The following is a 25,033-nucleotide window of genomic DNA, read 5'->3' on the forward strand; positions in this document are numbered from 1 at the left end:
GTGCGCGTTCCCGTGCTCGTTCCCCGTTCTCCAATGCATCTCCGGCTGCCTCTTCACCAAGGACGGAGCGCTGGGAAACTCTCCGTGTGTTCCTCGGCCGAGCAATGTCCTACCGCTCCTGTGTGGGCGCTTGCACCCGGAGAATGGGCGGACGAGCGTGCGCGGGCGAGAAAAGTCGAGGGGTGGAGGGAATGAGCGTGAGCACGAGAAGGAGAACGATGCGACAGACGGCGAGCGTTGTGGCAGCCGTGGCGCTCGGCGCGACAGCGACAGGCTGCTCGTGGCCGCGGGAGGAGTACGCGCCCGGCAGGTTTTGCGCGCAAGCGAACACGAGCGTTGTCGAGCACTGCGTGGACGCGAGCGAGGGCCCGGGCAGCGCGTGGAGCAAGGCCGAGGAGGACGGCGCGCTGCCGATCTCGATGTGGGCGCGGCCGCCGTTTCGCACGTCCGACGCGTTCGTCGCGAGCGAGGCGGATCTCAGCGCCTGGTTCGACAACCTCGATCGGGCCGTCGCCTACGTGCGCGATGAGAAGAAGCACGCCGAGTCGCTCCGGGCGACCCTTCACGGCGAGCTCCTCGGGCTGCTCCTGACGTACAGGCGTCATCAGGAGGAGCTCCTCCACGAGGAGCCGGTCCGCGCGGCCGACAACTTCACGCGGGCGATGACCGACAGGGCGAGCGCCGAGAAGGAGCCGCGCGCCGCTGCGCTCACGGCCGACAAGCAGGCGATGGCGGGCGTGCAGGCGGTCTTCGGCGAGGCCCGGCGCAACGCCGCGCCGCTCGTATCCAGGTACGCGGCCGTCGCGGTGCGGTTCGCGGACTACCGCGGCACCGAGGCGGCGGAGACGGCGGCGTACGCGGCGCTCTCGGCGGAGGCGTCGCGGTCGGGGATCGACGGCCTCGACGGCGCGGAGCAGGCGGTGCTCGCAGCGGCGCGCGACGCGAGCCGGGCGCCGACCGAGCTCGCCGCGGAGATCGTGACGCTGTCGGCGGAGCTCCAGGCGCTCGCTGCGTCGTTCGAGGAGGCGATCGCGCCGCACAAAGAGGTCCTCACGACCCACGGCGCGGCGGCGCCGGACATGACCTCGGGGGCGCTGCGCTCGCTCGGCGCGATGCTGGGCTACGCGCGGCGGCGCGTCGCCCGCAGCGACGCGACCGCGACGGCGCTGCTCGGCGGCATCGCGCTGCGCCGGCAGGCGATTCGCGTACTGCAGGGCGACGAGGGGGCGCGCGAGGCGATCGCGCGGTCGCGGATCGAGAGGGCGTCGGAGAGGTTCCGAGAGGCAGCGCGCGCGCGGGCGGAGGCGCTGTCGGCGGCGCCGCCGGTGAGCGAGAAGCTCGGTCTGCCGTTGCTTGCCGAGCGATGCGGCGCGCTCTTGTCGCTGGCACAGATGCGGCCGCTCTGCGAGGCGACGGGGGCGTCGTGGCGCGAGGCCGGGTGCGCGGAGCTTCGAGGGAAGTTCGACGCCACGGAGGCCGAGCTCAGGACGGGCCTGCCGAAGAAGATCGCGGCGGGCCTCGCGGCGCTGCGGGAGAAGGGGATGGCCGCGGCGGCGCTCGACGCGGCGCAGGCGCGGCTCGACGCTGGCGACGTGAAGGGCGCCGCGATCGCGTATGACGCCGCCGTGCGCGGCGCGGAGGGGACATGAGCCGGTCGAACGACGTTGCGCGGCGTGGCTGGAGCGCGGCGGGGTTTCAGAAGCTCGTCGCCATCATGACGGTGCTGGCGATGCTGGCGCCGTCGCTGGCATGGGGCCGCACCCGCACGCCGTACACGGTGCTCTGGAACGAGCGCCAGGACGCGACCTCGTGCGCGAGCCCCGAGCTGGAGATGGAGGGCGACGCCTTCTTCGACGTGAACCGGACGCCGCTGCCCACGTACTCGGTTCCGGGCGCGCTGCAGATCGAAGCCGATGGCTCCCAGAGCAACACCTTCGAAGCGGAGTTCGATTCGGTGCTGCTCCGCACGGGCAGGAACGACTTCCACTTCGGGGTCCACACCGTGAACGGCAACGACTGGTGCACCCACGCGCACGACGTGGTGCACCTCGTCTCGGAGCCGCTCGGCCTCAAGAAACCGCTCTTCAACATCCGCCGTGACGGGGCTGGGTTCGAGGGGAGCACCGACGTCGACCTCAACCTCGCGGAGATCAAACCGGAGCTCGCGCGCGACATCGCGGAGCTGGAGGTCAGGGTCGCCCGGCTGATGACGGAGCTCCTCCGCGACGCCGCCAGGGTCGCGGACCTCCGGGAGAAGATGGACCTCCTGCGGCAGCTCGACACGGAGCTGCACGACCTGGTGAGCCGGCCGCTGGACGAGATCTCGCGGACCGACCTCGACGCGATCCTCGACCGGTACGAGGACGTTGTCGACGCGGAGACGCGGGCGGCGATGCAGCAGCTCGTCGACGACCTGAAGAAGAGCGTCAGCGACCTGGAGAGCGAGCTCGCGCGGCTGCTCGACGAGTTCGGCGCGCAGGCGGACGAGGTGGCAGACCTGGCGACGCAGGACGCGCGCGCCGAGGGGTGGGACCCGGACGACCCGCGGAACTACGCGCTCGGGGAGAGCGAGGTGCCGTGGGTGGAGGTGCCGGACATCGCGGAGGTGGACGGTGCGTTCGAGGAGGGGCGGGACCCGTACGCGGCGTACGCGGACACGGTGATCGCTGCGCTGGAGGCGGCCGTGAGCGGGGGTGCGGTGGTCGCGCGGGCGGACTTCGTGGCGAACGTGCGGGCGTGGCGAGAGAACAGCGCGGCGCTGGAGATCGCGCTGCGCGACCGGACGGGGGTGTCGCTGGCGGAGACGAACGCGTTCCTGAAGGCGCAGAACCGGATCACTGGCGTCGTACGGCGGTACATGGATGCGTCGGACTGGTTCGTGGACACGCCGGTGCCGGCGGACCTGCGCTTGTACGTGGACACGGTGCTCAAGCCGCGGTTCGATGCGCTCGCCGACCAGATGAAGGACAGCCTCAACCAGTGGACCGGCGACGGGCTCGATCTGGAGCAGACGCAGCTCTACCAGACGATCAGCGCCTTCGCGGGGGCGATGTCGACGGTGGGCGAAGGCGTCGAGGCGTACGCGGGGGTGATGCAGACGCTGGTGCACGCCACGACGCGTATCGGGGTGGGGTTCGTGCCGGTGGTCGGGCCGGCGCTCGACCTGTGCGAGGCCGTGACGGGCAAGGAGTGGTGCCTGCCGGCGGGGCGAGAGCTCAGCGACGAGGAGCGGATCTTCTCGGGGCTGGGGGTGCTGGCGGCCGCCACCGGGCCGTTCTGGCGCGGGGCGAAGGGCACCGCCGTCACGCCGGATGCGATCCGGGTCGCCGGGGAGATCGCGGAGGTCGATGAGGTCATCATCCAGGGGCTCAAGCTCCGCAGGGTTGCATGGTACAAGGGGCTGCTGAAGGGCGCGGTGACGGAGAAGACGCTCGAACCGTTCGAGAAGACGGCGGCGAAGTTCCTCTCCCGTGACGGACGGGCGCTCCTCGGGGTGGGCGACGACGGCGTGCGCGTCGTGCTCTGGCGTGATTTGCCAGACAAGGTGCGCGCCAACCTCAAGGCGCCCGACTTCCTGACGGTCTCCGCGCGGAACAAGCTCATCCTGAGCGAGGCGAAATCGGGCCGCAACGTCGATGGGGGCAGGGTGATCGAGCAGTTGTCGAGCGGGATGGAAGGGCTACGGGCGAAGGGCCTTGTGGGACATGTCGAGGACGATGCCCAGCTCCTCATGGAGCGGGGCGGGAAGTTCGGTGGCGACACGTACGTCGAGCAGGGCACCTATCTCTTCGACAAGAACAAGGGCAAGAGGGCGACCCTGAACGGCTTCAATAAGTTCATCAAGGTGATCTGGCTATGAGGGAATTGGGACCTGCATTCTTCGCGTGGTGCGACGAGCCAGAGCGGCTCGACGCGCTCGCGGCGACACTCTCGGCCCTGATCGCCCCGGGCGCTGTCATCGGTGTGCTGGGGGACGAGAGCTTCGAAACGCGCTCCGTGGACGAGGCGCTCGCGATCGCCCGCGCCCGCTTCGGAGGACAGACGAGTGCCCACCTATCGTTCTGCATGATGCTGAGCGGCTCCAGGCGCGCTGTCATCGACATCCGGTGCCACTCCGATGAAACGGAACGTCAAGTGCCGCACGGCCCCCTCACCTTGGATCCGTCGGGAAAGCAGGATTTTCTTTCCTCTGACTTCGACCTCGCCTGGGGCAGAGGCCCGCGCTCGATCCAGGTCGAGGCGGTGGTCGCCTCGCAGCTCATCCTGGACGACCTCGAGGATCTCCTCGTCCGCTTCTGTGCGCCGGACGCGAGCGGGCGCATCCCGACGGGCGCGTGCACGCATGGATGGCACTGGCACGCGCCGGTCGACACGTGCGCGACGTACAACGCGAAGGCGGAGGAGATCGGCCGCGATCTCGCCCTGTCGTGGGTGCACCTCCATGACAAGGACAGCGTGCCGCGCATCGCGGGCATGTCGCTGCAAGCGCTCCGCGCGCGGGTGGACGCCGCACCACGCGGCGCGCGCGTGGCGATGAAAGGCAAGAGCAAGCACGCTCGTTCCCTCTCCCGCGAGACCGTCCTCAAGGCGCTGGCAGCACCGCCCGCCGCGCTGCTCGACGCGCTGGAAGCCTCGGCGGCGCCCGACGACGCCTGGCGCGCGGCCGCGCCGCGCGCGACCGCGATCGTGGACCTGACACGCCAGATCGCGGAGACCGGCGAGGGGCCACCCACCTGGCCGGTCTGCACGTCCACGCACGGTCACATCCATTTCGTGAAAAAGCACCACCCCTTCCACGTGCGCCGCCTCCCGAGCGGCGGTGTGGTGCTGGCAACCCACCCGTACTGCTCCCTCTGGCCGCTCTGGGCCAACGCGCTCTCCGCGCTCGGCCTTATGTCCTGACCAGGAGCTTCATCATGGTGATCCAGGTATGAGATCAGGACCGCATTTCTTCGCGTGGTGTGACGAGGCAGCGAGGGTCGACGCGCTCCGTGCGGCGTTTTCGGCGCTCGTCCATGACCCATCCCACCGTATCTACGTGGACATGCACCCCGACGCGAGTTTCAGCGCGACCTCCGTCGACGAGACGGCCGCCAAGATCCGTGCCCATCTCGGACACGCCGATGCGGAAGCCTACCTCGCCACCTCGTTGAGCTCCGGAGAGTCCTACGATCTCATTCTTCGCTGCTACTCCGACAAGAGCGAACGCATCACGCCGAGGGGCCCCATCCACCTGCGCCCCAGATACTACGAGGACCTTGGCTGCATGCGCATGAACCTCGCCGTGGGCAGCGGCCCGCGCTCGGCGGAGGCCGAGGCCGTGATCGCGTGGCACGTCGTTCTGCAGGACCTCGTGGACCTGCTGCTCCGCGTCTGCGCGCCCGACGCGAGCGGGCTCGTCTCGACCGGCGGCTGCACGAGCGCGTGGACCTGGCTCGCGCCGGTCTCCATGTGCGCGACGTACCACGCGGACGCGCGCGACGTCGCGCGCGATCTCGCGCTGTCGTGGGTCAGCCTCCACGACAAGGAAAAGGTCTCGCGGATCGCGGGCATGTCGCTGGAAGCGCTCCATGCGCGCGTCGACGCTGCACCCGGCGGGGCCCGCGTATTGCCGAGAGACAACAGCGGGCGATCTCTCGCGCTCTCCCGCGAGACCGTCCTCAAGGCGCTGGCCCTGCCGGGCTCCGCGCTGCTCGAGGCGCTCATGGCCGCCGCGGACGTGCCCGACGAGGCGTGGCGCGCCGCCGAGCCGCGTGCGAAGGAGATCCACCACCTGACGGTGCAGAGCCGCGCGAGCGGCGAGCTGGTCACGGTGCCAGGCAAAGGCCCACCCTTGTGGCGGGTGGAGATGACCGGCGAGCACGCCTACTTCCTGGCCGACCACGCCCCGTTTCACGTCCGGCGCCTCCCGAGCGGTGGCGTGCTGCTGGCGACCCACCCGTACCGTACGCTCTGGCCGCTCTGGTCCGATGCGCTCTTCGCGCTCGGTATTATGTCGTGAGCGGCGTCATGGTCCCCTGGGCTGAATTCCGCTCAGAATCGGTCATTTCTCCCTTTCATTTCCGGGCTATCGCGCCGTGCACGCTTTACCATCTCCGAACCTCATACCCCGGCCGTACGCACCAGGCGGCGCACCCCTCCCTGAGCGCGCGGAGCGCGCGATGAGGGAGGGGCGGACCGCGCGCAGGCGCGAAGCGCCGAGCACGGGCCGGGGGTGGGCATCCCCTCTCTCCCTCTCTGCCGTCCTCGGAGGGGAGCCGACACCGAGGTGGCAATGCGCGCCGCGCGGGGGGCGACGGCTGTGGATCAGGAAGCCCGCCATCCGCCGTCGCGGCTCACATGTCGCAGCTCACATGTCGAGCAGGAGCTGCGTCAGGATGTAGTTCGTGACGAGCACGGTGACGCAGCTCTCGACGACGGCGCGCGTCGTCGCGACGCCGACGCCGCGCGCGCCGCCCGAGGCGAAGAAGCCGTGGCGGCACGAGATGGCCGAGACGATGAAGCCGAAGACGCACGCCTTGATGAGCCCCATCGAGATGTCGCTCGGGAGCGCGAAGTCGCGGATGCTCTGGAAGAACGCGCCCGCGTCGCCGCCCAGCCAGAGCACGGCGACGAGGTACGAGCCGCACATGCCGACGCTCGTGTAGAGGATGCAGAGCAGCGGCAGCATCACCGTCGCGGCGAAGAGCCGCGGCGACAGCAGGTACTGCACAGGGCTCACGCCCATCGTCGCGATCGCGTCGATCTGCTCGGTGACGCGCATGTTGCCGAGCTCCGCGGCCATGGCGCTGCCGGCGCGCGCGGTCACCATGATCGCGGAGAACACAGGCGCGAGCTCGCGGGCGAGCGAGACGGCGACCAGCCCGCCGACGCGGCCCTCGGCGCTGAACGCGCGCAGCGCGTGGGACGTCTGCAGCGTCACGACCATGCCGCTGAACACGCCCGTCAGGCCGACGATGAAGACCGACTGGGCGCCCATGAAGTCCATCGCCGCGAGGAACTGCGCGGGGCGGAACGGCGGGCGCACGAGCCAGACGATCGTCTGGAAGGTGAGCGTGACGATGTTGCCGATGTTGTCGAAGAACCCGAGGACCGGCCCCAGCAACTTGTCGAGCAGCTCGCTGCGGCTGGGCTCAGCGCCTCCGGTCACGGTGCCGCTCTTGTATCACGCAACGCCGCCGCGCACGGGCCCCGGCGCGCGAGGATCCTCAAGGCCCGCCAGATCGCCCTCGAGCGCCGCGAGCACCGCGCGGCTGCGCTCGCCCGTCGCCCCGAGCTCCGCCGCGCGGCCGGGCGCGGCCGGGTCCGCGGGCGCGGCGAGGTGGACGAGGAGCGCGTCGCCGCCGAGCGCCTCCACGAACGGCTCGCCCCACTCCACAAGGACGAGCGCCCCCTCGCCGCGGCGCTCGCGCAGGCCGAGCTGGGCGAGCTCTGCGGCCGCGTCGCCGGGCGCGCCCCCAGCAGAGGCCGCGCCGCCGAGGCGGTAGGCGTCGGCGTGCGCGATGGGGACGCGGCCCTCGTGCTCGTGGACCAGCGTGAAGGTGGGGCTCGTGACCGGGAGCGCCGGCGGCACGCCGAGCGCCCGGCAGAGGGCGCGGGCGAAGAACGTCTTGCCGGCGCCCAGATCCCCGGCCAGCACCACGAGGTCGCCGCCCGCGAGGCGGCCGGCGAGCGCGCGGGCGAGGCGGATGGTGCTGCGGCGGGTCGGCAGATCGATGCGCATGCGTCAGAACCGGGCGCCGGCGCCGAGCGTCGCGCCGAGCAGGATCAGGGAGCCCTCGCCCGTGGGCACCCACCGGAGGTTGCCGAGCTGGGCCTCGAGCTGCACCGAGGGGCCCAGCGCGAGCGCGACGTCGAGCGAGGCGCCGAGCGCCGGGTGCACCTCGAGGTCGCCGCGGTACGTCGCGCCGCCGGGCCCCGCGACGCCGGCGCCCGACCTGAAGAACGCGCCGAGGTGGATCGCCGGGCCGACGTGCAGCGGGAACGCGCGCCAGGCGCCCTCGTGCGGGGTCATGCTCGGCGTCAGCATCAGGCGCGCGCCGCCCTCGATCCAGCCGGCGAACGGGCCGACGAGGTTGCCGCCGCCGCCCGCGAACACCTCGAAGCCGCGATCGCCGGGCGCGTAGGCCACGCGCGCCGCGCCGACCATCGACGCCGCGCTGCCGCTCGCGCCCGGCAGCCGCGCCGCCGCGACGGCGGCCCCGAGCGACGCGGACACGGAGAACCGGCGCCCGCCCGGGTACGCGGGCCAGACGCGCTCCGGACCGAGGGGGTAGGCCATGAGCACCTCCTTGGCCGGCGGCGCCGGCGGCGCGGCGGGCACCGGCGGCAGCACGACCGTCTCGTCCTCGAGCGGCGGCGGCGGCGCGCCCGCCGCGGGCGCGCGCGCGGGGCGCTCCCAGGGGAGCTCGCCGATGCCGACGCCCTCGGGGCGGAGGAGCAGGGCGAGCATCTCCTGCGTCTGCCGGGCCGACTGGTCCCTGTCGACCTCCCGGGCGACCGACTCGACCCGGCCGGTCGAGGCGAGGTACGCCGTGAGCTCGACCCGGGCCGTGGTGACCGCGGGCTCCACGGTGCCGGTGAGGACCCAGTCGGCGCCCGTCTGCGCGCTGACGGCGCGGAGCTCGTCCGCCGTGTCGGCGACGCCGTCGGCGACGCCCTTGAGCGCGGCCGCGACGGCGCCGTCGGGGATCGCGGTGTGGCCCAGGGCGGCGAGCCCGCGCTCGACGTCGGCCTCCGCGGCGCTCCGGGCGGCCGCGTCGGTGCCGCCGCGCGCGGGGAGCACCGCCACGCGGTCGGCGAGCGCGGCCGGGGCGAGCGCCGTCAGCGCGGCGGCGGCGGCACAGGAGAGGGCTCGGCGGATCATGGGGCGCCATGGTACGCGCCCCGCGAGGCCGGAGCAGCCCCGGGGCGAGGCGGCGGCGTGCTCTTCGCGCGCGATCATCGCGCCTTCCCGATCTCGCGGTAGCCGACCTCCCTCGGGAGCACGCGCTTTCCGCCGAAGCCGGTCGTCGACGTCGTCCACAGCGCGACCGACGCGCGGCTCACGGCGCTCGCCGCGGCGAGGCGCCGCGCCTTCACCTCGGCCGGGTCCTCGGTGCCCGTCTTCGGCAGCTTCTGCACGCCGGCCCAGGCGAGGACGCCGGCGTCGCGCCCGAGCGCCGCCCAGAAGCCCGGCGGCCCCGGGTGGTTGGCGAGCCACGCCGAGAGCGCGGCCGAGGCGCCCGGTGCATCCGGCGTGGCGCCCGGAGCGTCGGCGGCCGGGGGGCGCGGCGCGCCGGCGGGAGCCGCGGCGAACGGGAAGAGCCCCGCCGTCGCGACGAGCGAGCCCGGCGGCGGCGAGATGGCCGCCTCGAAGCCGAGCGCGATCGTCGCCGCGCGAGGGGCCGCGCGGAGCGCCTGCTCGGCGCAGGGCGCATCGCCGGCCAGGATGAGCCCCCGGATGCCCAGGGTCCGGAGCGCGCGCGGGTCGAAGCTCCCGTCGCAGGGGAGCGCGAGCGCGAAGCCGCCCTCGGCCGCGCCCGGCGGCCCCGCGGCCGCGCCCGGCGCCGACCCGGCTGCGCCCGGCGCCGACCCGGCCGCGCCCGCCTGCGCGCCGCCGGCCGGCGCGCCCGCGCCCTGCTGGCCCGCGCCGCCGCCCACGAGCGCCACCGGCCTCGCGCCCCGCTCGGCGAGCGCGGCCGCGAGCACCTCGATGCTCCTCGCGGGCTCGTCGCCCACGACGAAGACGAACGCGCCGTCGAGCGCCGCCGGCTCCGGCGGGTGGACGAGCAGCACAGGGATCGCGTTCGTCCGCGCGAACCTCGCCGCCTCGGTCGCTTGCTCCCGGCTCGATCCGGCGATGAGCACCGCGGCGCCCTCGGCGGTCAGGCTGCTCAGCGCCTCGTCGACGCTGCCCTCCGCGCCGACGTCGCGGCTCACGAGCCGCGCGTCCGACCCCGGCCGCAGCAGCCCGAGCCCGTGCGCGACGCCCGCGGCGATCTCGACGCCGCGGCGCCGCGACTCGGGCGTGCGCGTCGAGATCAGCAGGCCCACCGTGGGCGGCTCGACGCGCGCTGTCCCCGCGCCGGACGCGATCTCGAAGACCGCGTCGCCCTGGCGGCCGAGCAGCGGGCCCGCCCGGTCGAGCAGCTCCTTCGCGAGCGCGACGTCGCGGCGCTCGCGGGCGACGATCGCCAGGCGCTCGGCGACGAGCGAGCGCAGGTCGACCTCCGGATCCACGACCTCGCCGCCCGCCTGCCCGGCGCGCAGCGCGGCCACGAGGTGGTCGATCGGGACCTTGCGCAGCAGCGCCCCGATCTGCGCCCGGACGGCGGCGCGCTCGTCGTCGCCCGCCTCGCGCAGCCAGACGCCCATCAGCTCGAGCGCCTGCGTCCACGCGCCCGCCTCCATCGCGGCGGCGGTGACCTCCTCGTTGAGGAGCGAGCGCACGTACGCGTCGATCACCTTGCTCACGAGCGGGCGCAGCACCCCGAACGCCGGCTTCGGCTTGCCGGCGCGCCGGAGCGCCGCGCCGCGGAGCACGCGCGCGATGTCCTCCGTCGCGCCCGTCGCGCCCCGCCCCCGCGCCTCGATCTCCGCCGAGAGCGCCGCGGCGCGGCGGACGTCCCCCCGCTCCAGCGCGATCCACGCGAGGTGGGCGTCCGCGACGCGGACGAGGTCGTCTCCCGGGTAGCGCTCCCGGAAGGCGACGAGCTCCGGCTCGAGCGCGATGCGCTCGGCGCGCGCGCCGTTCGCGAAGCGCGTGAGGATGCGGTGCAGCTCGGCCTGCGCCGCGGGCGACCGGCTGAGGGTCGGGCTCACCGCCGCGCCGCCCTCCGGCGCGCCGCAGCCCGCGCCGGCCGCCGCAGCGCCGAGCGCGAGGAGCGCCGCGGCCGCGAGCGCGGGCACCCGGGCGAGGCGCGCCCGCCGCCGGACGGCGGGCCCGGCGGGCGCGTGGTGGGCCAGCGCGCTGGCGGTCGGCGCTCTGCCGTCCGCCAGCGCGGCGCCTGTCGCCTCGCCGCCGGGCGGCGCGCTGAAGGCCGCGGAAATTCGGCCGAAAGTGTTGACTGGGTTCACCTTGACGTCACCCGGGCCATCCCATACACCCGCCGCGCCCGCCTTCCATCGAGGTCAGCGTGTCCGAGGCATCCCCCGCGAGATCGCTCTCCGCCGAGAGCCGCCGGTCCTTTCTCCTGCGCAAGCTGCATTCTCTCACCGGCGCCCTCCCTGTGGGCGGTTTCCTGCTGTTTCATTTCTGGACCAACGCGAAGGCGCTCCAGGGGCAGGAGCGGTTTGACGAGGCGGTCGCCGAGATCTCGCACATGCCGTACCTGCCCGTTCTCGAGATCGGGCTCGTCGTGCTGCCGCTCGCGTTCCACGCCGTCTACGGCGTGAAGCTGGCGCTCGAGGGCAGGCCGAACGTCGGCCGGTACACGTACTCGCGCAACTGGATGTACACGATGCAGCGGGTCACGGGGCTGCTCGCCTTCGCGTTCATCGGGCTCCACCTCTGGCAGTACTGGGCGCAGAAGTGGCTGGGCCGGATGGCGCCCGAGGAGTTCTACCCGCGGCTGTGCGCCAGCATGGCGTCGACCGTGGGCGGCGTGCCGGTGATGGCGCTCATCTACATCTTCGGCATCGCGGCGAGCGTGTTCCACTTCGCCAACGGCCTCTGGGGCTTCTGCTTCTCGTGGGGCGTCACCGTCTCGCGCCGGGCGCAGCGGACGGCCGCGGTGGTCTTCGGGCTCGTCGGCCTCGCGGTGTTCGTGCTCGGCGCCAACACGGTCGTGTACTTCGCGACCGGCGCGCCGCTCCCCGGCACCCCGAGCCAGGCCGCGGAGGGGGCCCGCACCTGCGCGGACATCGCGTCCCCGACCGTCGCGCGCGGCCTTGTCGCGCCGGCCTCGCACTGATCATCGTAGCGGCCGCGCCCGGGTGGGAGCGGCGCGGGAGCACTGGAATCGAACATGGCCGCGAAGAGCACGACGAGGAGCGAGGGGGGGAAGGTTCGGCGCGTTGTCGTCGTCGGCGGCGGCCTCGCCGGCCTGATGACGGTGATCAAGCTGTGCGAGGCGAAGGTCCCGGTCGACCTCATCTCCCTCGTGCCGGTGAAGCGGTCGCACTCGGTGTGCGCGCAGGGCGGCATCAACGCCTCGGTGAACACGAAGGGCGAGGGCGACAGCCCCCAGGTGCACCTGGAGGAGACGGCCTACGGCGGCGATTTCCTCGCGAACCAGCCGCCGGTCAAGGGGATGGCCGAGGCCGCGCCGGGCATCGTGAACATGCTCGACCGCATGGGCGTGCCGTTCAACAGGACGCCCGAGGGCCTGCTCGACTTCCGCCGCTTCGGCGGCACGCTGTACCACCGCACGGCGTTCGCCGGCGCGACGACGGGGCAGCAGCTGCTCTACGCGCTCGACGAGCAGGTGCGCCGCTTCGAGCTCGCCGACGTCGTCGACGAGCACGGCGTGTCGATCCCGGGCGAGAAGATGGTCCGGAAGCACGAGTTCTGGGACTTCCTCGGCGCGATCCTCGACGACGCCGGCACGTGCGTCGGCTGCGTCGCGCAGGACCTGAAATCGATGCAGATCCGCGCCTTTACCGGCGACGCGGTCGTGCTCGCGACGGGCGGCTGCGGCATCGTCTTCGGCCGCTCCACGCTGAGCGTCATCTGCACGGGGACGGCGGCGTCGGCGGTCTACCAGCAGGGCGCCGTGTACGCGAACGGCGAGTTCATCCAGGTGCACCCGACCGCGATCCCGGGCGCCGACAAGCTGCGGCTCATCTCGGAGAGCGCGCGCGGCGAGGGCGGCCGCGTCTGGGTGCCGAAGGACAAGAAGGACGCGCGGGCGCCGCGGGACATCCCCGAGAAGGAGCGCGACTACCTGCTCGAGCGGATGTACCCGGGCTACGGCAACCTCGTCCCCCGGGACATCGCGGCGCGCGCGATCTTCAAGACGTGCTTCCACGAGGGGCGCGGCATCTTCAACGCCACGACCGGCAGGAACGAGAACGAGGTCTACCTCGACCTCACGCACAAGGACGAGAAGTTCCTCCGGGCGAAGCTCGCGGGCATCCTCGAGATCTACGAGAAGTTCGCCGGCACCGACCCGTACAGGAACCCGATGAAGGTCTTCCCGGCGGTCCATTACTCGATGGGCGGCCTGTGGGTCGACTACGAGGCGGACGCGCGCGGGTCGCTCAAGGCCGGATCGCCGCGCAACCACGCGACGAGCATCCCCGGCCTCTACGCGGTCGGCGAGGTGGATTATCAGTACCACGGGGCCAACCGGCTCGGCGCCAACTCGCTGCTCTCGTGCATCTACGGCGGCATGGTGTGCGGTCCTGCGGTCGCGAGCTATCAGAAGAGCATCCGGCGGAGCGCGCTGGATCTGCCGCGCTCGATCTTCGACAAGGCCGAGAAGCGCGCGGAGGCCGATTACCAGCGCATCCTGACGCAGAACCAGGACGCGAAGCAGCCGGAGAACGCCTACCGGCTGCACCAGGAGCTCGGCGAGACGATGCTGCGCGACTGCACGATCGAGCGCGACAACGCGACGCTCGACCGGGTGCTCGAGAAGATCGGCGAGCTCGAGGAGCGGGCCGGCCTGATCCGGTGCACGGACACGGCCCCGCGGGTGAACCAGGGGGCGCAGTTCGTGCGCCATTTCGAGAACATGCTGGTGCTCGCGCGGGTGATCGCCGAGGGCGCGAGGCGCCGCGACGAGTCGCGCGGGGCGCACTACAAGCCGGAGTTCCCGGTGCGGAACGACGCCGAGTGGCAGCGCACAACGCTGGCGCGGCACGAGGAGAAGGGCGCCGTGCGGTTCGTGCGCGAGTTCGATTACGTGTGCGCCGGCCAGTCGGTCCACGTGACGGACGCCGTGGACACGTCGCTGGTGGCCCCGCGGGAGCGCAAGTACGAGCAGGCGGGCGCGGCGAGCGCCCAGGCGACGGGGAAGCTGTCGCAGAAGAGCGTGTAGGATGGCCAAGGCGAGCGGAGACAAGGCGAACGGGGCGGCGGCGCCGGCGGCGGCTGCGCCGGCGCAGGCGCGGGGCGAGGGCCGGCTCGTGCACCTGCGCGTGCGGCGGCAGGACACCGCGGATCAGCCGGAGTCGCGGCGGTGGGAAGAGTTCAAGGTCCCCTACCTGCCGCAGATGAACGTGATCAGCGCGCTCCAGCAGATCCAGAAGGATCCGCGGACCGTGGACGGCAAGGAGGTGGCTCCGGTCGTCTGGGAGGCGGTCTGTCTGGAGGAGGTGTGCGGCTCGTGCACGATGGTGATCAACGGCCGTGTCCGTCAGGCCTGCTCGGCGCTGATCGACCAGCTCGCGCCGAAGGGCGAGGTGATCACGCTGGAGCCGATGTCCAAGTTCCCGCTCGTGCGCGACCTGCTCGTCGACCGGAGCCGGATGTTCGAGGACATGAAGCGCGTGCGCGCCTGGATCGACATCGACGGCACGCACGAGCTCGGCCCGGGTCCGCGCGAGTCGCAGGAGCGCCAGGAGGAGCGTTATCCGCTCTCCCGCTGCATGACGTGCGGCTGCTGCGTCGAGGCGTGCCCGCAGTACAGCGACGGGACGAAGTTCGTCGGCGCCTTCGCGCTCAACCTGGTGCGGCTCTACAACATGCACCCTTCCGGGGCGATGCACGAGAACGAGCGCCTCGAGTCGGTGATGGGCGAGGGCGGCATCACCGATTGCGGCAAGTCGCAGAACTGCGTCGAGGTCTGTCCGAAGGAGATCCCGCTGGTCGACTCGATCGCGCAGGTCGCCCGCGACACGACGAAGCGCATGCTGTTCGGCTGGCTGCTGAAGTAGGCGCGGGCTGCTGCGCATGCCCAGCCGGCGCCGGGACGCCCGGGGCGGCCCGACAGCGCGCGTGCGGATCCATCGGCGCTGAGGGGCCCCGGCCGGGCGTTCGGGATATACTGGGGCCCGGATGGATCCCGCGCACCTCCGAGCTTTCGCCGAGCGGAGTCGAGCAGAGGTCGAGCAGCGCAAGCTCGACCACTGGAGTCGCACGTACCGGGAGCGGGGCTTTCAGGCGACGCTCCAGGCCGGCCACGCGCTGTACGATCACGCGCGACGCGTGCGCCCGGATTTCCCGACAGAGCGGGAGCGCGCCGACGATCTGGCGCATCACATCGAGCTGAAGCGTCTTCTGGACCGGGCGGCTGGTGCGTTCGCCGTTCGTTGAGCTCCTGGGAGCGCTGGCCGACGTCTTCTCTCGGCTCGGCGCCGGGTGGTACCTGTTCGGGGCGCAAGCCGCGCTGCTCCACGGGGCAGCGCGCCTCACGGCCGACGTCGACGTCACCGTGGACCTCCAGGGGAAGGACCCCGAGGTGCTGGCGAAGGCGCTCACGGCGGCTGGTTTCCAGATGCGCGTTGAGGACATCGCCTTCACGCATCGGACACGGGTGCTCCCCTCGCTTCACCTCGCCACGGGCATCGCCGCGGATGTCGTGCTCGCTGGACCGGGGCTCGAAGAGCTGTTCCTGCAACGCGCCCAATTGCACGACCTCGATGGCGTCCAGGTCCCCGTCGCCTGCGCCGAGGATGTGATCGTGATGAAGATCCTCGCCGGGCGACCAAAGGACATCGAGGACGTGGTCGCGATCATCGCGGCTCGTACGGATCTGAAGCTCGATCTCGTCCGGAGCACGCTGCGCATGCTGGAGGAAGCGCTCGATCGCAACGATCTGCTTCCGGAGCTCTCCGGCGCCTTGGCGCGCGTCCAGGCTCCCGGGGAGGGGGCACAGCGAGCATCGACGGATCGGGGCGGTACGAAGAAAAGACGGAGGCCAAGATCGCGCTAGGCTCCACAGGCGTCCTTTGTGCCGCCGGTGAGGCGGCGAGGCACACCGGCGTGTGGGCGGCGGCTTCTGCGGAAGCGCTTGCCGAGCTGCGTTCGACAACGGGTCACCACCGCCGCTCCCCGCACTACGGAAACGGCGTCCCGAAGCCGAGCCCGAAGCCGCTCCCCAGCCCCATCCGGACAGGCTCCGTCGTCGTCTGACGCTCCAGCTTGCGGATGCGCATCCCGAGCACGTGCGTGATCAGCGTGCACGTCTGGTGCGCGCGCGGCGTCGCGCCGCACCCCATCCAGACGCCGAACGGCTGCCGCTCGCCGTCGTCGGCGTAGCGGATCACCGCGCCGGTCTGGGCGACCGTCAGCCAGGCGTTCGCCTCGCCCGGCAGCGAGGCGTGCAGCACGCCGATCTTGCCCAGCGCGTCGTCGTTCGGGCCGGTGACCCGGCCGTCCTGCTCCAGCAAGGCCACCGGCTCGGCCTCCAGGCCGAACACCCGCCCGCCGCGATCCACGTTGAGCTGGTGGTCGCCGTTCACGAAGATCTTGCCGTCCGGCATGACGTCGATCGCCAGGTCGGCGTACACCCAGCGGGCGCGGGGGACGTCGAGGAGCGCGCCGCCGCGAGCCCAGTTGGCCGGGGGCGTCGCGGCGCACGCCAGAAGGAGCGAGAGCGGCACGACGAGAGCGAGGCGTCGCATGCGCCGAGCATACCGCAGGCGCCGCGGGCGGGTCGGCCGACGCGACGCCCGGCGACGTCGGCCGACGCGACGCCCGGCGACGCCGGCCGACGCGACGCCCGGCGACGCCGGCCGACGCGACGCAGGCCGAACCGGCGCTACACCTTCTCGGTCCCGGTCGTGCCGAGCAGGCCCGTCGGCTTCACGAGGAGCACCCCGATCAGCACCGCGAACACGAGGACATCCTGCAGGCCGGAGTACGGCGTGAGCTTCGTCATCTCGCCGATGATCCCGATCAGCATGCCCCCGAGCATCGCGCCCGTGATGTTGCCGATGCCCCCGATGACCGCCGCCACGAAGGCGCGGTTGCCGATCACGACGCCCATCGTGGGGTACACCTGCGACTGGTCGAGGCAGTAGAGCACCGCGCCGACGGCCGCGAGCATCGAGCCCGTGAGGAAGGTGAGCGCGATGATGCGGCCCGTGCGGACGCCCATCAGCCGGGCGGCCTCGAGGTTCATGCTGAGCGCGCGCATCGCCTTGCCCGTCCAGGTGCGCCGCACGAGCAGCTCCAGCCCGATCATCACGAGGATCGACGCGGCGAAGATCACCTTGCGCGTGTGCTCGATCGGCAGGAGCTGCGGATAGCCGCGGTAGCGGGCGGTGAAGAGGAGCTGCGCCAGGTTCTGGAGGAGCACGCTCATCCCGAGCGCCGTCACGAGCGGCGTGATGCGGGTGTTCGCGAGGCCCCGGCCCCGGGAGCGCAGCGGCGCGTAAGCCACCTTCTCGACGAGCACCCCGAGGACGCCCGCGAAGGCCATGGCGCACAGGGTGCCGCCCACGCCCGCGACGAGCGGCGCGTCCTGCGCGCCGAGCGCCGTGATCCCGAAGAGCCCGGCGAACGCGCCCATCATGAACACCTCGCTGTGCGCGAAGTTGATGAGCTTGAGGATGCCGTAAACCATCGTGTAGCCGAGGGCGACGAGGGCGATCATCGACCCCTGGGCGAGCCCCGTGATCAGGGCGCTCACGACCTTCTCCATGGATACCCCTTCACCGCGCGCGGCGTGGACACGACCGCGCGCGCGGCACGACCGCTACGGCTTCGCGGCCTTCTCGTTGACCGTCGCGTAGTAGGTGAACTGCTTGTCCTTGATCCGGACGATCACCACCGGCTTGTCGGCGTTGCGGTTCTCGTCGATGGAGATGACCCCCGTCGCGCCCTGGAAGCCCTTGGTGTCCTGGATCGCCTGCCGGATGGCGTCCGGCGTCATCTCCTTGGCCCGGCCCATCGCGTCGGCGAGCAGCCTGGCCGCGTCGTAGCCCTGGGCGGCGATGCTCGAGGGCGTGCGCTTGTACCGCTCCTGGTACTTCTTCACGAACGCCTGCGAGTTGGGCCAGGGGACGTCCGGCGCGTAGTGGTTCGTGAAGTACGCGCCCTCCAGCTCCTCGGCGGCGTCGCGCAGCAGCTCGTTCGCGTCCCACCCGTCGCTGCCGACGAACATGCTGCCCGGCACGCCGGCGGCCTTGGCCTGCCGCGCGATCGGGCCCATCTGGGTGTAGTAGATCGGCGCGTAGATCATCTCGGGGTTCGCCGACTTGAGCTCGTTGATGTACGTCGTGAAGTTCGTCTCCTTCTTGAGGAAGCTCTTCTCCATGACGATCTCGCCGCCGAGGCGCTTCACCTCGTCGCGGAACTCCTTGGCGAGGCCCGACGAGTAGAGGTCGTCGGAGGCGAAGAAGAGCCCGACCTTCTTCTTGCCCAGCGTGTTCACGATGAACTGCGCGCCCATCTGGCCCTGCACGTCGTCCGTGAAGCAGGCGCGGAAGACGAACGGGCCGACCTTCGTCACGTCCGGGTTCGTGGACGAGGGCGAGATCATCGGCACCTTCTTCTTGTTGGCGACGATGCCGCCGGCGCGCGACCGGGACGAGGCGACCTCGCCGAGGAGGGCGAGCACGTGGTCGCGGTCGATGAGCTGGAGGACCTTGTTCGTCGCCTCCTCGGGCTTCGACTTGTTGTCCTCGTAGAGGACGTTGATCGGCTTGCCCTTGACGCCGCCGGCCTTGTTGATCTCGTCGATGGCGAGGTCGATACCCTCCTTGGAGTCGACGCCGAACGCCGTCTCCTCGCCCGAGAGGCTGAAGTAGGCGCCGACCTTCCACTCGGGGTCGTCCTTCGCGTGCTTGGCCGGGTCGCCGCCCGAGCCCTCGCTCTTCTTGCCGCACCCGAGCGCCAGCGCGCTCAGCGCGAGCGCCCCGGCGATCATCCTCACCAAACCTCGTCGTCCGAGCATGTCGTCGTCCTCCCTGCCGCCGGGCCGCTTCGCGTGGGGGCCGCCCGCCGGTGGCCATGGCCGCGCGCGCCCAAGCAGGTGCCGTGAGCGCGTGTACTCGTCGCGTCTACCATTGTCCACGCGGCACGTCAGCTTTGTCGGGCCGCGGCGCGCTCCGCGAGGGGGCGCCGTAAGTGCTGGATTCTCCAAGGATTCCGCCCGCCGAACCCGCCGCGGGCGCGCGGCGCACGGCGTGGAGGGGGCGCTGGCCCGCGGCGTGGAGGGGGCGCTAGCCCGCGCGCCGCGCGTGGACGAAGTGCTCGACGTTCCCCTTCGGCCCGCGCACGGCGCTGTCGACCTCGCCGACGACAGCGAAGCCCGCGGCCTCGATGGCCTGGCGGGCCTCGGCGATCGCCGCGAGGCGGGTGCCCTCGTCCCGGATGACGCCGCGGCCGCGGGCGGCGGCCTCGCGGCCCGCCTCGAACTGCGGCTTGATGAGCGCGACGAGGTCGCCCGAGGGGCGGAGCAGGCGGGCGATCGGGTCGATCAGCCGAGCGATGCTGATGAACGACGCGTCGACGACGACGAGGTCGATGGGGCTGTCGAAGTCCTCCGGCTGGAGCTCGCGGGCGTTGACCCTGTCGCGCACGACGACGCGCGGATCGGCGCGGAGCTTGCTGGCGAGCTGGCCGTAGCCGACGTCGACCGCGAAGACCCGCGCCGCGCCGCGCTGGAGCAGGCAGTCGGTGAAGCCGCCCGTGGAGGCGCCCACGTCGACGCACGTCTTGCCGGCCACGTCGAGGCCGTGCGCCTCGAACGCCGCGAGCGCGTGCTCGAGCTTGTCGCCGCCCCGCGAGACGAACCGGGGGCCCGAGGCGACGTGGAGCTCGGCGTCCTCCGGGAGCAGCGTGCCGGGCTTGTCGATGCGGCGGGGCCCCGAGGTGACCTTGCCGGCCATGATCAGCGCCTGCGCCTCGGTCCGCGAGCCGACGAGCTTGCGGGCGACGAGCAGGGCGTCGGCGCGCACGCGGCTCACGGCGCCCTCGAGGGCGCCGGGCGCACGAGGCCCGGCCCGCCGCCGGGGGAGAGGGGAACATGGGGGACAGAGGGGACAGAGGGGACAGGGGGAACGGCCGCCGTGTCGGAGAGCGCCAGCGCGTCGCCGTGGAGCGCCCGGGCGACGGCGGCGAGCCCGTCGCCGATGCGCGGCCCCGGGCGCAGCACGACGTCGGTGCGGAGCGGGCGCACGCGCCCCTCGCGCACGGCGCGCAGCGACCGCCAGCCGGGCGCGCCCCTGAGCAGGGCCAGCCTCGCGGCGCCCTGCTGCGCGCCGGCCTCGCCGCCGGAATCGGCCTCGCCGCCGGTGCCGGCCTCGCCGCCCATGCCGGCCTCGCCGGCCGTGCCGTCGAGCAGCACGTCGGGGTCGAGCGCGAGCAGGTGCTCGACGTTGATCGACGGGTAGGGGCCGCCGCGGGCGATCGCGTTCTCGCCGCCGGCGAGCCGGATGAGCTCATCGGCGAAGCTGCCGGGGCCCGCGGCGAAGATGGGCGACGTGTCGAACAGCAGCGCCACGCGGACGCGCGGCATCCCCTTCACGGCCTGCTCGACGGCGAGGCGGCGCGCGCGGATGCGGCCGATCGCCTGCTCGGCGCCGGGGGTCGCGTCGAGCCGCCGCCCGAGCTCCGCGAGCATGTCCTCGATCTGCGCGAGCGACTCGGTCTCGGGGAAGAAGGTCGCGATCCCGTGCCCGCGGAGCGTCTCGTCGAGCGCCGGCCCGGCGGGCCCGCGGGCGCCGACGACGAGGGTCGGCGAGAGCGCGATGACCGCCTCGATGCTCGGGTCGGCGTAGCCGCCGACGCTGGGCAGGCGGAGCACCTCGGGCGGGTGATCGCAGTAGCGGGAGCGGCCGACGAGCGCCGCGCCGGCGCCGATCGCGCAGACCGCCTCCGTCGTGCTCGGCGACAGCGAGACGACGCGCGCCCCGCCGGCAGCGGCCGGGGCACGGCGCCCGCACGCCGCGAGCGCGACGGCCGCGAGCGCCGCGAGCGCGGCCCGCCGCGGGAGCGCGGGGCCGACGGCGCCCGGCGCGGTGGATGCGCGGCGATCGTCAGCCAAGCCGGTCCCGGCCGCGCCGCAGCCGCCGCAGGGTCGTGACGGCGCCCAGCCCCGCCGCGCCGAGCAGCCAGGGAACGGGCTTCGTCGGATCCGGCCGCGGGTTGTTGATGCTGCACGAGCCGCCCGACGCCTCGTCCTCCGCGTCTTCCCCGTCCTTGACCTCGTCCTCGGACGGGGGCGGCTCGGGGAGCTTCGCGCAGAAGCCGAGCTCGGCGTGGCACTCGTACCCGCCCGGACAGGTCGCGATCGCGTCGCAGGGCCGCGTGCAGTAGCCGTCGAGGCAGGCGTTCGTCTCGCAGTGCGCCGGCTGCTCACAGGCGCCGCCGATCTCGGCCGAGAAGACGGGATCGGTGGGGAAGCCGGTCGCCCAGCGGGGCGCCGCGTACCCGCCCATGCCGGCCGCGCGCACGGTGGTCTCCTTGATCCATTCTGCCCAGCCGTACACATAGCCGTAGATCGGGTACTCGCAGCCCTCGGCGCCGCGCGAGGTCACGCCGATCACGCGGTGCATCAGGTCGAGGCTGGGCCCGCCCGAGTCGCCCTCGCAGATGCCCGTGTCGCCGACCCACTCCGTCCGCTTCACCACGGACGACGGGCAGCCGTCGGCCACGCAATCGATGAAGAGCTTGTCGCGGCGGCGCCGCAGGCCCGCGCCGGTGCTCCTGTCGTTCGTCGCGCCGAAGCCGACCGCGTAGTACTCCTCGCCCGCCTTCAGGGGCTCGTCGACGCGCGGCACGAGCGGCGCGGCCTCGCTCTCCGGGATCAGCTCGTCGAGGATCAGGATCGCCTGGTCGTTGCCGCAGAAGCTGTCGACGTCGTCGCCAGGGAGCAGGACGATCTCGCTGCCGCGGTAGTACCGCGACGATTCGCCGATCTCCGCGTCCGTCGTCACGAAGATCCGCCGCGCCAGGTGCGTGTCCGTGAATTTCGTGGAACGGCAGGTGATCTGTCCGTCCGTCTCATGGGCCATGTCCGACACGCAATGGCGGGCCGTCAGCACCACGTTCGGCGCGATCAAGCTGCCGGTGCAGATGGCGCCGATCTCGGCGTTGTAGATGCCCAAGACGGCCCTGTCGTCGTCATCCAGGTAACCGTCCTGGATGGCATCTCGCGTTTCGCCGGTCTCATCGGGGGGCTCCAGGGCCGTGGTGCACGCGGTTGCGGTGAGTCCCAGGGCAAGAATCAAGGTGACTCTGGGCGAGCAAAACGACATCGAGAGCCTCCAAGTACTGCAATGTAGGTGCGACGAGCTCCGTGGCGTCGCATCGAGCAAACGATTCTAGAGGGGAATGTGCGGTCATGCACGCGCGCAGCGCGCGAGGAACGACTCGGCTCGTTGCATGCACCACATGAAATGGCTGCCCGAGAGCGCTTGCAGGGTACTCTCGTAACGGACGTTACCCAGTTCCGCCATGGCGGCGCCAGGGCCATGACGGCCGGCGCCGCCAAGAAAAGCCGCAGAAATGTGAGCGGCCCGGGGATTGCGGGGCGGCGCGGCCGTGATCGATCCCGTCCTGCTCCTCGGGCTCGCGCTCGCCGCGGGCGCGCCGCTCGCTCTCTCTCCGCTGCCCACCGCGCTCGCGGCGGCGCTCGCCGCGGCGGCGCTCCGCCGCAGGGCCGGTCGCGCGGCGCTCGCCGTCGCCGCGGTGGCGCTCGTCGCCGGCGGGCTCCGTGCCCGCGCGCTGCTCGACGGCGCGGGCGCCGTCCACGAGGGCGCCGCCGCGCTGCTTCAGCCGCCGGCGCGCTGCGAGGTGACGTGCGCCGTCGTCGCCTCGCCGGTCGTGGTCGGCGCCGCGCAGCGGGCGGCCGGGGCAACGCAGCGGGCGGCCGGGGCCGCGCAGCGGGCGGCCGGGGACACGCAGCGGGCGGCCGGGGACACGCAGCGGGCGGCCGGGGACACGCAGCGGGCGGGCCACGGGGCCCATGTGCACGACGGCGAGGCGGAGGCGCCGGACGGCGAGGCGGCGGACGGCGAGGCGCCGGACGCGCGCATCGACGTGGAGATCACCGGTGGCACGTGCGGCGGGCGAGTGCTGGCGCAGCCGCTGCGGGCGCGCCTCTACGGCGCGCCGCGCGACCTCGCGCGGGGCGACCGGCTCGAGGTCGTCGTGGACCTCGCGCCCATCCACCTGTTCCGGAACGAGGGCCTGCGCGACGCGACCGCCGCGATCGCGCGGAGCGGGATCGTCGCGAGCGGCACGATCGTGGACGCGCGGCGGACCTCCGAGGGGCGATCGATCGGCGCCGCCGTCGATCGCGCGCGGGCCTTCGTGCGCGGCCGCATCGAGGCCACGTTCCACCCCGAGGCCTCCGCGCTCGGGCGCGCGCTCGTGCTCGGCGAGACCGATCTCGCGCCCGAGGACCAGGACGCCTTCCGCGAGAGCGGCCTCGCGCACCTGCTCGCCGTCTCGGGGACGCACCTCATCCTCGCGGTGGCGGGCCTGGCGGCGGCGCTCCGCGCGATCCTCGTCCGCGTCGACCCGATCGCGGCGCGCTGGGACGCCGCCCGCATCACCGCGGCCCTGTGCGTGCCGGCCGCGTGGCTCTACGCCGACTTCGCCGGCGGCGGCGGATCGGCCCTGCGCGCCGCCGCGATGCTCACCTGCGCGATGGGCGCCCGGCTCCTCGGCCTCCGCCCTGTCGGCGTCCGCAACTTCGCCCTGTCGCTCGCGGGCGCCGCGGCCATCGATCCGCTCGTCGCGTGCGATCTCTCGTTCGGCCTCTCCGCGGCAGCGACCGCCGGGCTGCTGTGGCTGCAGCGGCCGCTCGCCGCGCTGCTCGTCCCCCGCGACCGGGCGCGCGGCGACGCCGACGGCGGCGCGACCGGCCGCGACCGCGCGGACGGCGTGCCCACGGTCGCGTCGCCGCGCGCGCTCGCGCGCAGGCTCCTCGCGCCGCTCGCGACGACGCTCGCCGCCATGTTCGGCTGCGCGCCGCTGCTGCTCCTGACCGGCGAGACGTTCCCGCTGCTCGGCGTGGCCGCGAACGTCGTCGCCGCGCCGATCGGCGAGCTGGCCGCGCTCCCGTTCTGCCTCGCGCACGCCGTGCTCTCGTGGTGCCCGTCGGTCGAGCGCGGGTGCGCGCTCGTCGGCTCGGGCGCGCTGCTCGCCGTGCGCGCGGTCGCCCGCGCCTCGGCCGACACCGGCGTCGTGCTGCGCCTGCCCGAGCCGTCGCCCGCCCAGCTCGCCGCGCTGGCCGCCGCGATCGCGCTCGCGTGGGCGGCGGATCGCCGCGCCCGCCGGCTCGCCGCGCTGGCCGTCGGCGCCGCCGCGTGGCTGCTGCTCGAGGGCGTCGCGGTGCGCGCCGGGGCGCCGCGCGGCGTGCTGCGCGTCAGCGTCCTCGACGTGGGGCAGGGCGACGCCATCCTGATCGACCTGCCCGGGGGCGGCGCCATGCTCGTCGACGCCGGCGGCTTCGTCGGCAGCCCGGTCGATCCGGGCGCGCGCGTGATCCGGCCGTTGCTGCGCTCGCGCCGCCGCGCGCGCCTCGACGCGGTCGTCCTCTCGCACCCGCACCCGGATCACTTCGGCGGCCTGCCCGCCGTCGTCGAGGGCGTCGAGGTCGGCGAGCTCTGGGACACGGGCCAGGGCGAGGCCGAGGGCGCCGGCCCCGTCTACAGGCGGCTGCTGTCCGATCTGCGCCGGCGCGGCGTGCCCATCGTGCGGCCCGCCGCGCTGTGCGCCGGGCCGCGGGTGCTCTCGGGGGCGAGGATCGAGGTGCTCGCGCCCTGCCCCGAGCTCCACCCCGACCGGGGCGCCAACGACAACTCGTTCGTCCTGCGCATCACCCACGGGGCTCGGTCCGCGCTGCTCGTCGGCGACGCCGAGCACGAGGCCGAGGACGCGCTCGTCGCGCGGTACGGCGCCGCGCTCCGGGCCGACCTGCTCAAGGTCGGCCACCACGGCAGCCGGACCTCGACCGGCGCGGCGCTGCTCGCCGCCGTCGACCCCTCGGTCGCCGCCGTTTCCTGCGGCGTCCGCAACCGCTTCGGGCACCCGAGCCCCGAGGTGCTCGCGCGCCTCTCGGCCCGCGGCGTCGCGATCGCGCGCATGGACCGCGGCGGCGCGCTGATCTGGGAGACCGACGGCGAGCGCGTCCTCTGGTCCCGCCCCGGCCAGCCGCCGAGCCCGGCCCCCGAGTCCTTGCGCCTGGACGTCCCCTGAGGGACGCTG

At 73.2% G+C, this 25,033-nt stretch carries 20 protein-coding genes; 10 read left to right on the forward strand and 10 right to left on the reverse strand.

The window, feature by feature from the left end; translation table 11 throughout:
• Positions 1-218 precede the first annotated feature (218 nt).
• From WMF24_RS43500 to WMF24_RS43515, 4 genes are read left to right on the forward strand one after another with little or no spacing between them, the layout of a single operon-like run.
• Complete coding sequence (locus tag WMF24_RS43500; RefSeq protein ID WP_437733370.1) at positions 219-1,649, forward strand: hypothetical protein; 1,431 nt, start codon at positions 219-221, stop codon at positions 1,647-1,649.
• Positions 1,646-3,859 carry a hypothetical protein gene (locus WMF24_RS43505; protein ID WP_437733371.1) on the forward strand — a complete coding sequence of 738 codons (2,214 nt, stop codon included), beginning with the start codon at positions 1,646-1,648 and terminating at the stop codon, positions 3,857-3,859. The genes WMF24_RS43500 and WMF24_RS43505 overlap by 4 nt, the downstream gene beginning before the upstream one ends.
• A complete protein-coding gene (locus WMF24_RS43510) occupies positions 3,856-4,902 on the forward strand; it encodes a hypothetical protein (protein ID WP_437733372.1) in 1,047 nt (348 codons plus the stop codon). The genes WMF24_RS43505 and WMF24_RS43510 overlap by 4 nt, the downstream gene beginning before the upstream one ends.
• A gap of 28 nt (positions 4,903-4,930) precedes the next feature.
• On the forward strand, positions 4,931-6,001 hold the full coding sequence (locus WMF24_RS43515) for a hypothetical protein (protein ID WP_437733373.1): 1,071 nt from the start codon (positions 4,931-4,933) through the stop codon (positions 5,999-6,001).
• Between the two features lie 348 nt (positions 6,002-6,349).
• Here WMF24_RS43515 and WMF24_RS43520 read toward each other — a convergent pair whose 3' ends face one another.
• From WMF24_RS43520 to WMF24_RS43535, 4 genes are all read right to left on the reverse strand, one after another.
• Positions 6,350-7,150, reverse strand: a complete 801-nt coding sequence (locus tag WMF24_RS43520) for an MlaE family ABC transporter permease (RefSeq protein ID WP_437733374.1) — start codon at positions 7,148-7,150, stop codon at positions 6,350-6,352.
• A gap of 15 nt (positions 7,151-7,165) precedes the next feature.
• Positions 7,166-7,723, reverse strand: coding sequence for a tRNA (adenosine(37)-N6)-threonylcarbamoyltransferase complex ATPase subunit type 1 TsaE (gene tsaE / locus WMF24_RS43525; protein WP_437733375.1), 558 nt, complete (start codon positions 7,721-7,723; stop codon positions 7,166-7,168).
• A 3-nt stretch (positions 7,724-7,726) separates the two neighbouring features.
• Positions 7,727-8,866, reverse strand: coding sequence for a hypothetical protein (locus WMF24_RS43530; protein ID WP_437733376.1), 1,140 nt, complete (start codon positions 8,864-8,866; stop codon positions 7,727-7,729).
• 74 nt (positions 8,867-8,940) lie between these two features.
• Entirely contained in the window at positions 8,941-11,058 is a 2,118-nt protein-coding gene (locus tag WMF24_RS43535) for a hypothetical protein (protein WP_437733377.1), read from the reverse strand.
• A gap of 59 nt (positions 11,059-11,117) precedes the next feature.
• On the opposite strand from WMF24_RS43535, the gene WMF24_RS43540 reads away from it, so the two are divergent.
• The 5 genes from WMF24_RS43540 (at position 11,118) to WMF24_RS43560 (ending at position 15,800) form a co-directional block, all read left to right on the forward strand.
• Entirely contained in the window at positions 11,118-11,894 is a 777-nt protein-coding gene (locus WMF24_RS43540) for a succinate dehydrogenase cytochrome b558 subunit (protein WP_437733378.1), read from the forward strand.
• 54 nt (positions 11,895-11,948) lie between these two features.
• Positions 11,949-13,964 carry a succinate dehydrogenase flavoprotein subunit gene (sdhA, locus tag WMF24_RS43545; RefSeq protein ID WP_437733379.1) on the forward strand — a complete coding sequence of 672 codons (2,016 nt, stop codon included), beginning with the start codon at positions 11,949-11,951 and terminating at the stop codon, positions 13,962-13,964.
• 1 nt (position 13,965) lies between these two features.
• On the forward strand, positions 13,966-14,802 hold the full coding sequence (gene sdhB / locus WMF24_RS43550) for a succinate dehydrogenase iron-sulfur subunit (protein WP_437733380.1): 837 nt from the start codon (positions 13,966-13,968) through the stop codon (positions 14,800-14,802).
• A gap of 121 nt (positions 14,803-14,923) precedes the next feature.
• Positions 14,924-15,181 (forward strand): hypothetical protein, encoded by a 258-nt coding sequence (locus WMF24_RS43555; protein ID WP_437733381.1) that lies wholly within the window; start codon positions 14,924-14,926, stop codon positions 15,179-15,181.
• On the forward strand, positions 15,162-15,800 hold the full coding sequence (locus WMF24_RS43560; protein WP_437733382.1) for a DUF6036 family nucleotidyltransferase: 639 nt from the start codon (positions 15,162-15,164) through the stop codon (positions 15,798-15,800). Before WMF24_RS43555 ends, WMF24_RS43560 begins: the two co-directional genes overlap by 20 nt.
• A gap of 124 nt (positions 15,801-15,924) precedes the next feature.
• On the opposite strand, the gene WMF24_RS43565 is transcribed toward WMF24_RS43560, so the two are convergent.
• The 6 genes from WMF24_RS43565 to WMF24_RS43590 all read right to left on the reverse strand — a co-directional run bounded on the left by WMF24_RS43565 (position 15,925) and on the right by WMF24_RS43590 (position 21,924).
• On the reverse strand, positions 15,925-16,491 hold the full coding sequence (locus WMF24_RS43565) for a hypothetical protein (protein WP_437733383.1): 567 nt from the start codon (positions 16,489-16,491) through the stop codon (positions 15,925-15,927).
• A 137-nt stretch (positions 16,492-16,628) separates the two neighbouring features.
• Entirely contained in the window at positions 16,629-17,501 is an 873-nt protein-coding gene (locus tag WMF24_RS43570; protein WP_437733384.1) for a branched-chain amino acid ABC transporter permease, read from the reverse strand.
• A 66-nt stretch (positions 17,502-17,567) separates the two neighbouring features.
• Positions 17,568-18,767 (reverse strand): ABC transporter substrate-binding protein, encoded by a 1,200-nt coding sequence (locus tag WMF24_RS43575; protein WP_437733385.1) that lies wholly within the window; start codon positions 18,765-18,767, stop codon positions 17,568-17,570.
• 268 nt (positions 18,768-19,035) lie between these two features.
• Positions 19,036-19,782 (reverse strand): TlyA family RNA methyltransferase, encoded by a 747-nt coding sequence (locus tag WMF24_RS43580; protein ID WP_437733386.1) that lies wholly within the window; start codon positions 19,780-19,782, stop codon positions 19,036-19,038.
• Entirely contained in the window at positions 19,779-20,861 is a 1,083-nt protein-coding gene (locus WMF24_RS43585) for an ABC transporter substrate-binding protein (protein WP_437733387.1), read from the reverse strand. Before WMF24_RS43585 ends, WMF24_RS43580 begins: the two co-directional genes overlap by 4 nt.
• Positions 20,854-21,924: a trypsin-like serine peptidase gene (locus WMF24_RS43590; RefSeq protein WP_437733388.1), complete on the reverse strand. Its 1,071-nt coding sequence runs from the start codon at positions 21,922-21,924 to the stop codon at positions 20,854-20,856. Before WMF24_RS43590 ends, WMF24_RS43585 begins: the two co-directional genes overlap by 8 nt.
• A gap of 436 nt (positions 21,925-22,360) precedes the next feature.
• Between WMF24_RS43590 and WMF24_RS43595 the strand changes: the two genes are divergently transcribed.
• Entirely contained in the window at positions 22,361-25,024 is a 2,664-nt protein-coding gene (locus WMF24_RS43595) for a DNA internalization-related competence protein ComEC/Rec2 (protein WP_437733389.1), read from the forward strand.
• Positions 25,025-25,033 lie beyond the last annotated feature (9 nt).

Source organism: Sorangium sp. So ce1335 (assembly GCF_051521615.1).
Lineage (GTDB): Bacteria > Myxococcota_A > Polyangia > Polyangiales > Polyangiaceae > Sorangium.

What these genes read in the sequence shown, in the direction of transcription:
- tsaE (WP_437733375.1), bottom strand. Translation starts at nt 7,723, where the DNA reads ATGCGCATCGATCTGCCGACCCGCCGCAGCACCATCCGCCTCGCCCGC.
- WMF24_RS43575 (WP_437733385.1), bottom strand. Translation starts at nt 18,767, where the DNA reads ATGCTCGGACGACGAGGTTTGGTGAGGATGATCGCCGGGGCGCTCGCG.
- WMF24_RS43555 (WP_437733381.1), top strand. Translation starts at nt 14,924, where the DNA reads ATGGATCCCGCGCACCTCCGAGCTTTCGCCGAGCGGAGTCGAGCAGAG.
- WMF24_RS43505 (WP_437733371.1), top strand. Translation starts at nt 1,646, where the DNA reads ATGAGCCGGTCGAACGACGTTGCGCGGCGTGGCTGGAGCGCGGCGGGG.
- WMF24_RS43515 (WP_437733373.1), top strand. Translation starts at nt 4,931, where the DNA reads ATGAGATCAGGACCGCATTTCTTCGCGTGGTGTGACGAGGCAGCGAGG.
- WMF24_RS43500 (WP_437733370.1), top strand. Translation starts at nt 219, where the DNA reads ATGCGACAGACGGCGAGCGTTGTGGCAGCCGTGGCGCTCGGCGCGACA.
- WMF24_RS43530 (WP_437733376.1), bottom strand. Translation starts at nt 8,866, where the DNA reads ATGATCCGCCGAGCCCTCTCCTGTGCCGCCGCCGCCGCGCTGACGGCG.
- sdhA (WP_437733379.1), top strand. Translation starts at nt 11,949, where the DNA reads ATGGCCGCGAAGAGCACGACGAGGAGCGAGGGGGGGAAGGTTCGGCGC.
- sdhB (WP_437733380.1), top strand. Translation starts at nt 13,966, where the DNA reads ATGGCCAAGGCGAGCGGAGACAAGGCGAACGGGGCGGCGGCGCCGGCG.
- WMF24_RS43565 (WP_437733383.1), bottom strand. Translation starts at nt 16,491, where the DNA reads ATGCGACGCCTCGCTCTCGTCGTGCCGCTCTCGCTCCTTCTGGCGTGC.
- WMF24_RS43510 (WP_437733372.1), top strand. Translation starts at nt 3,856, where the DNA reads ATGAGGGAATTGGGACCTGCATTCTTCGCGTGGTGCGACGAGCCAGAG.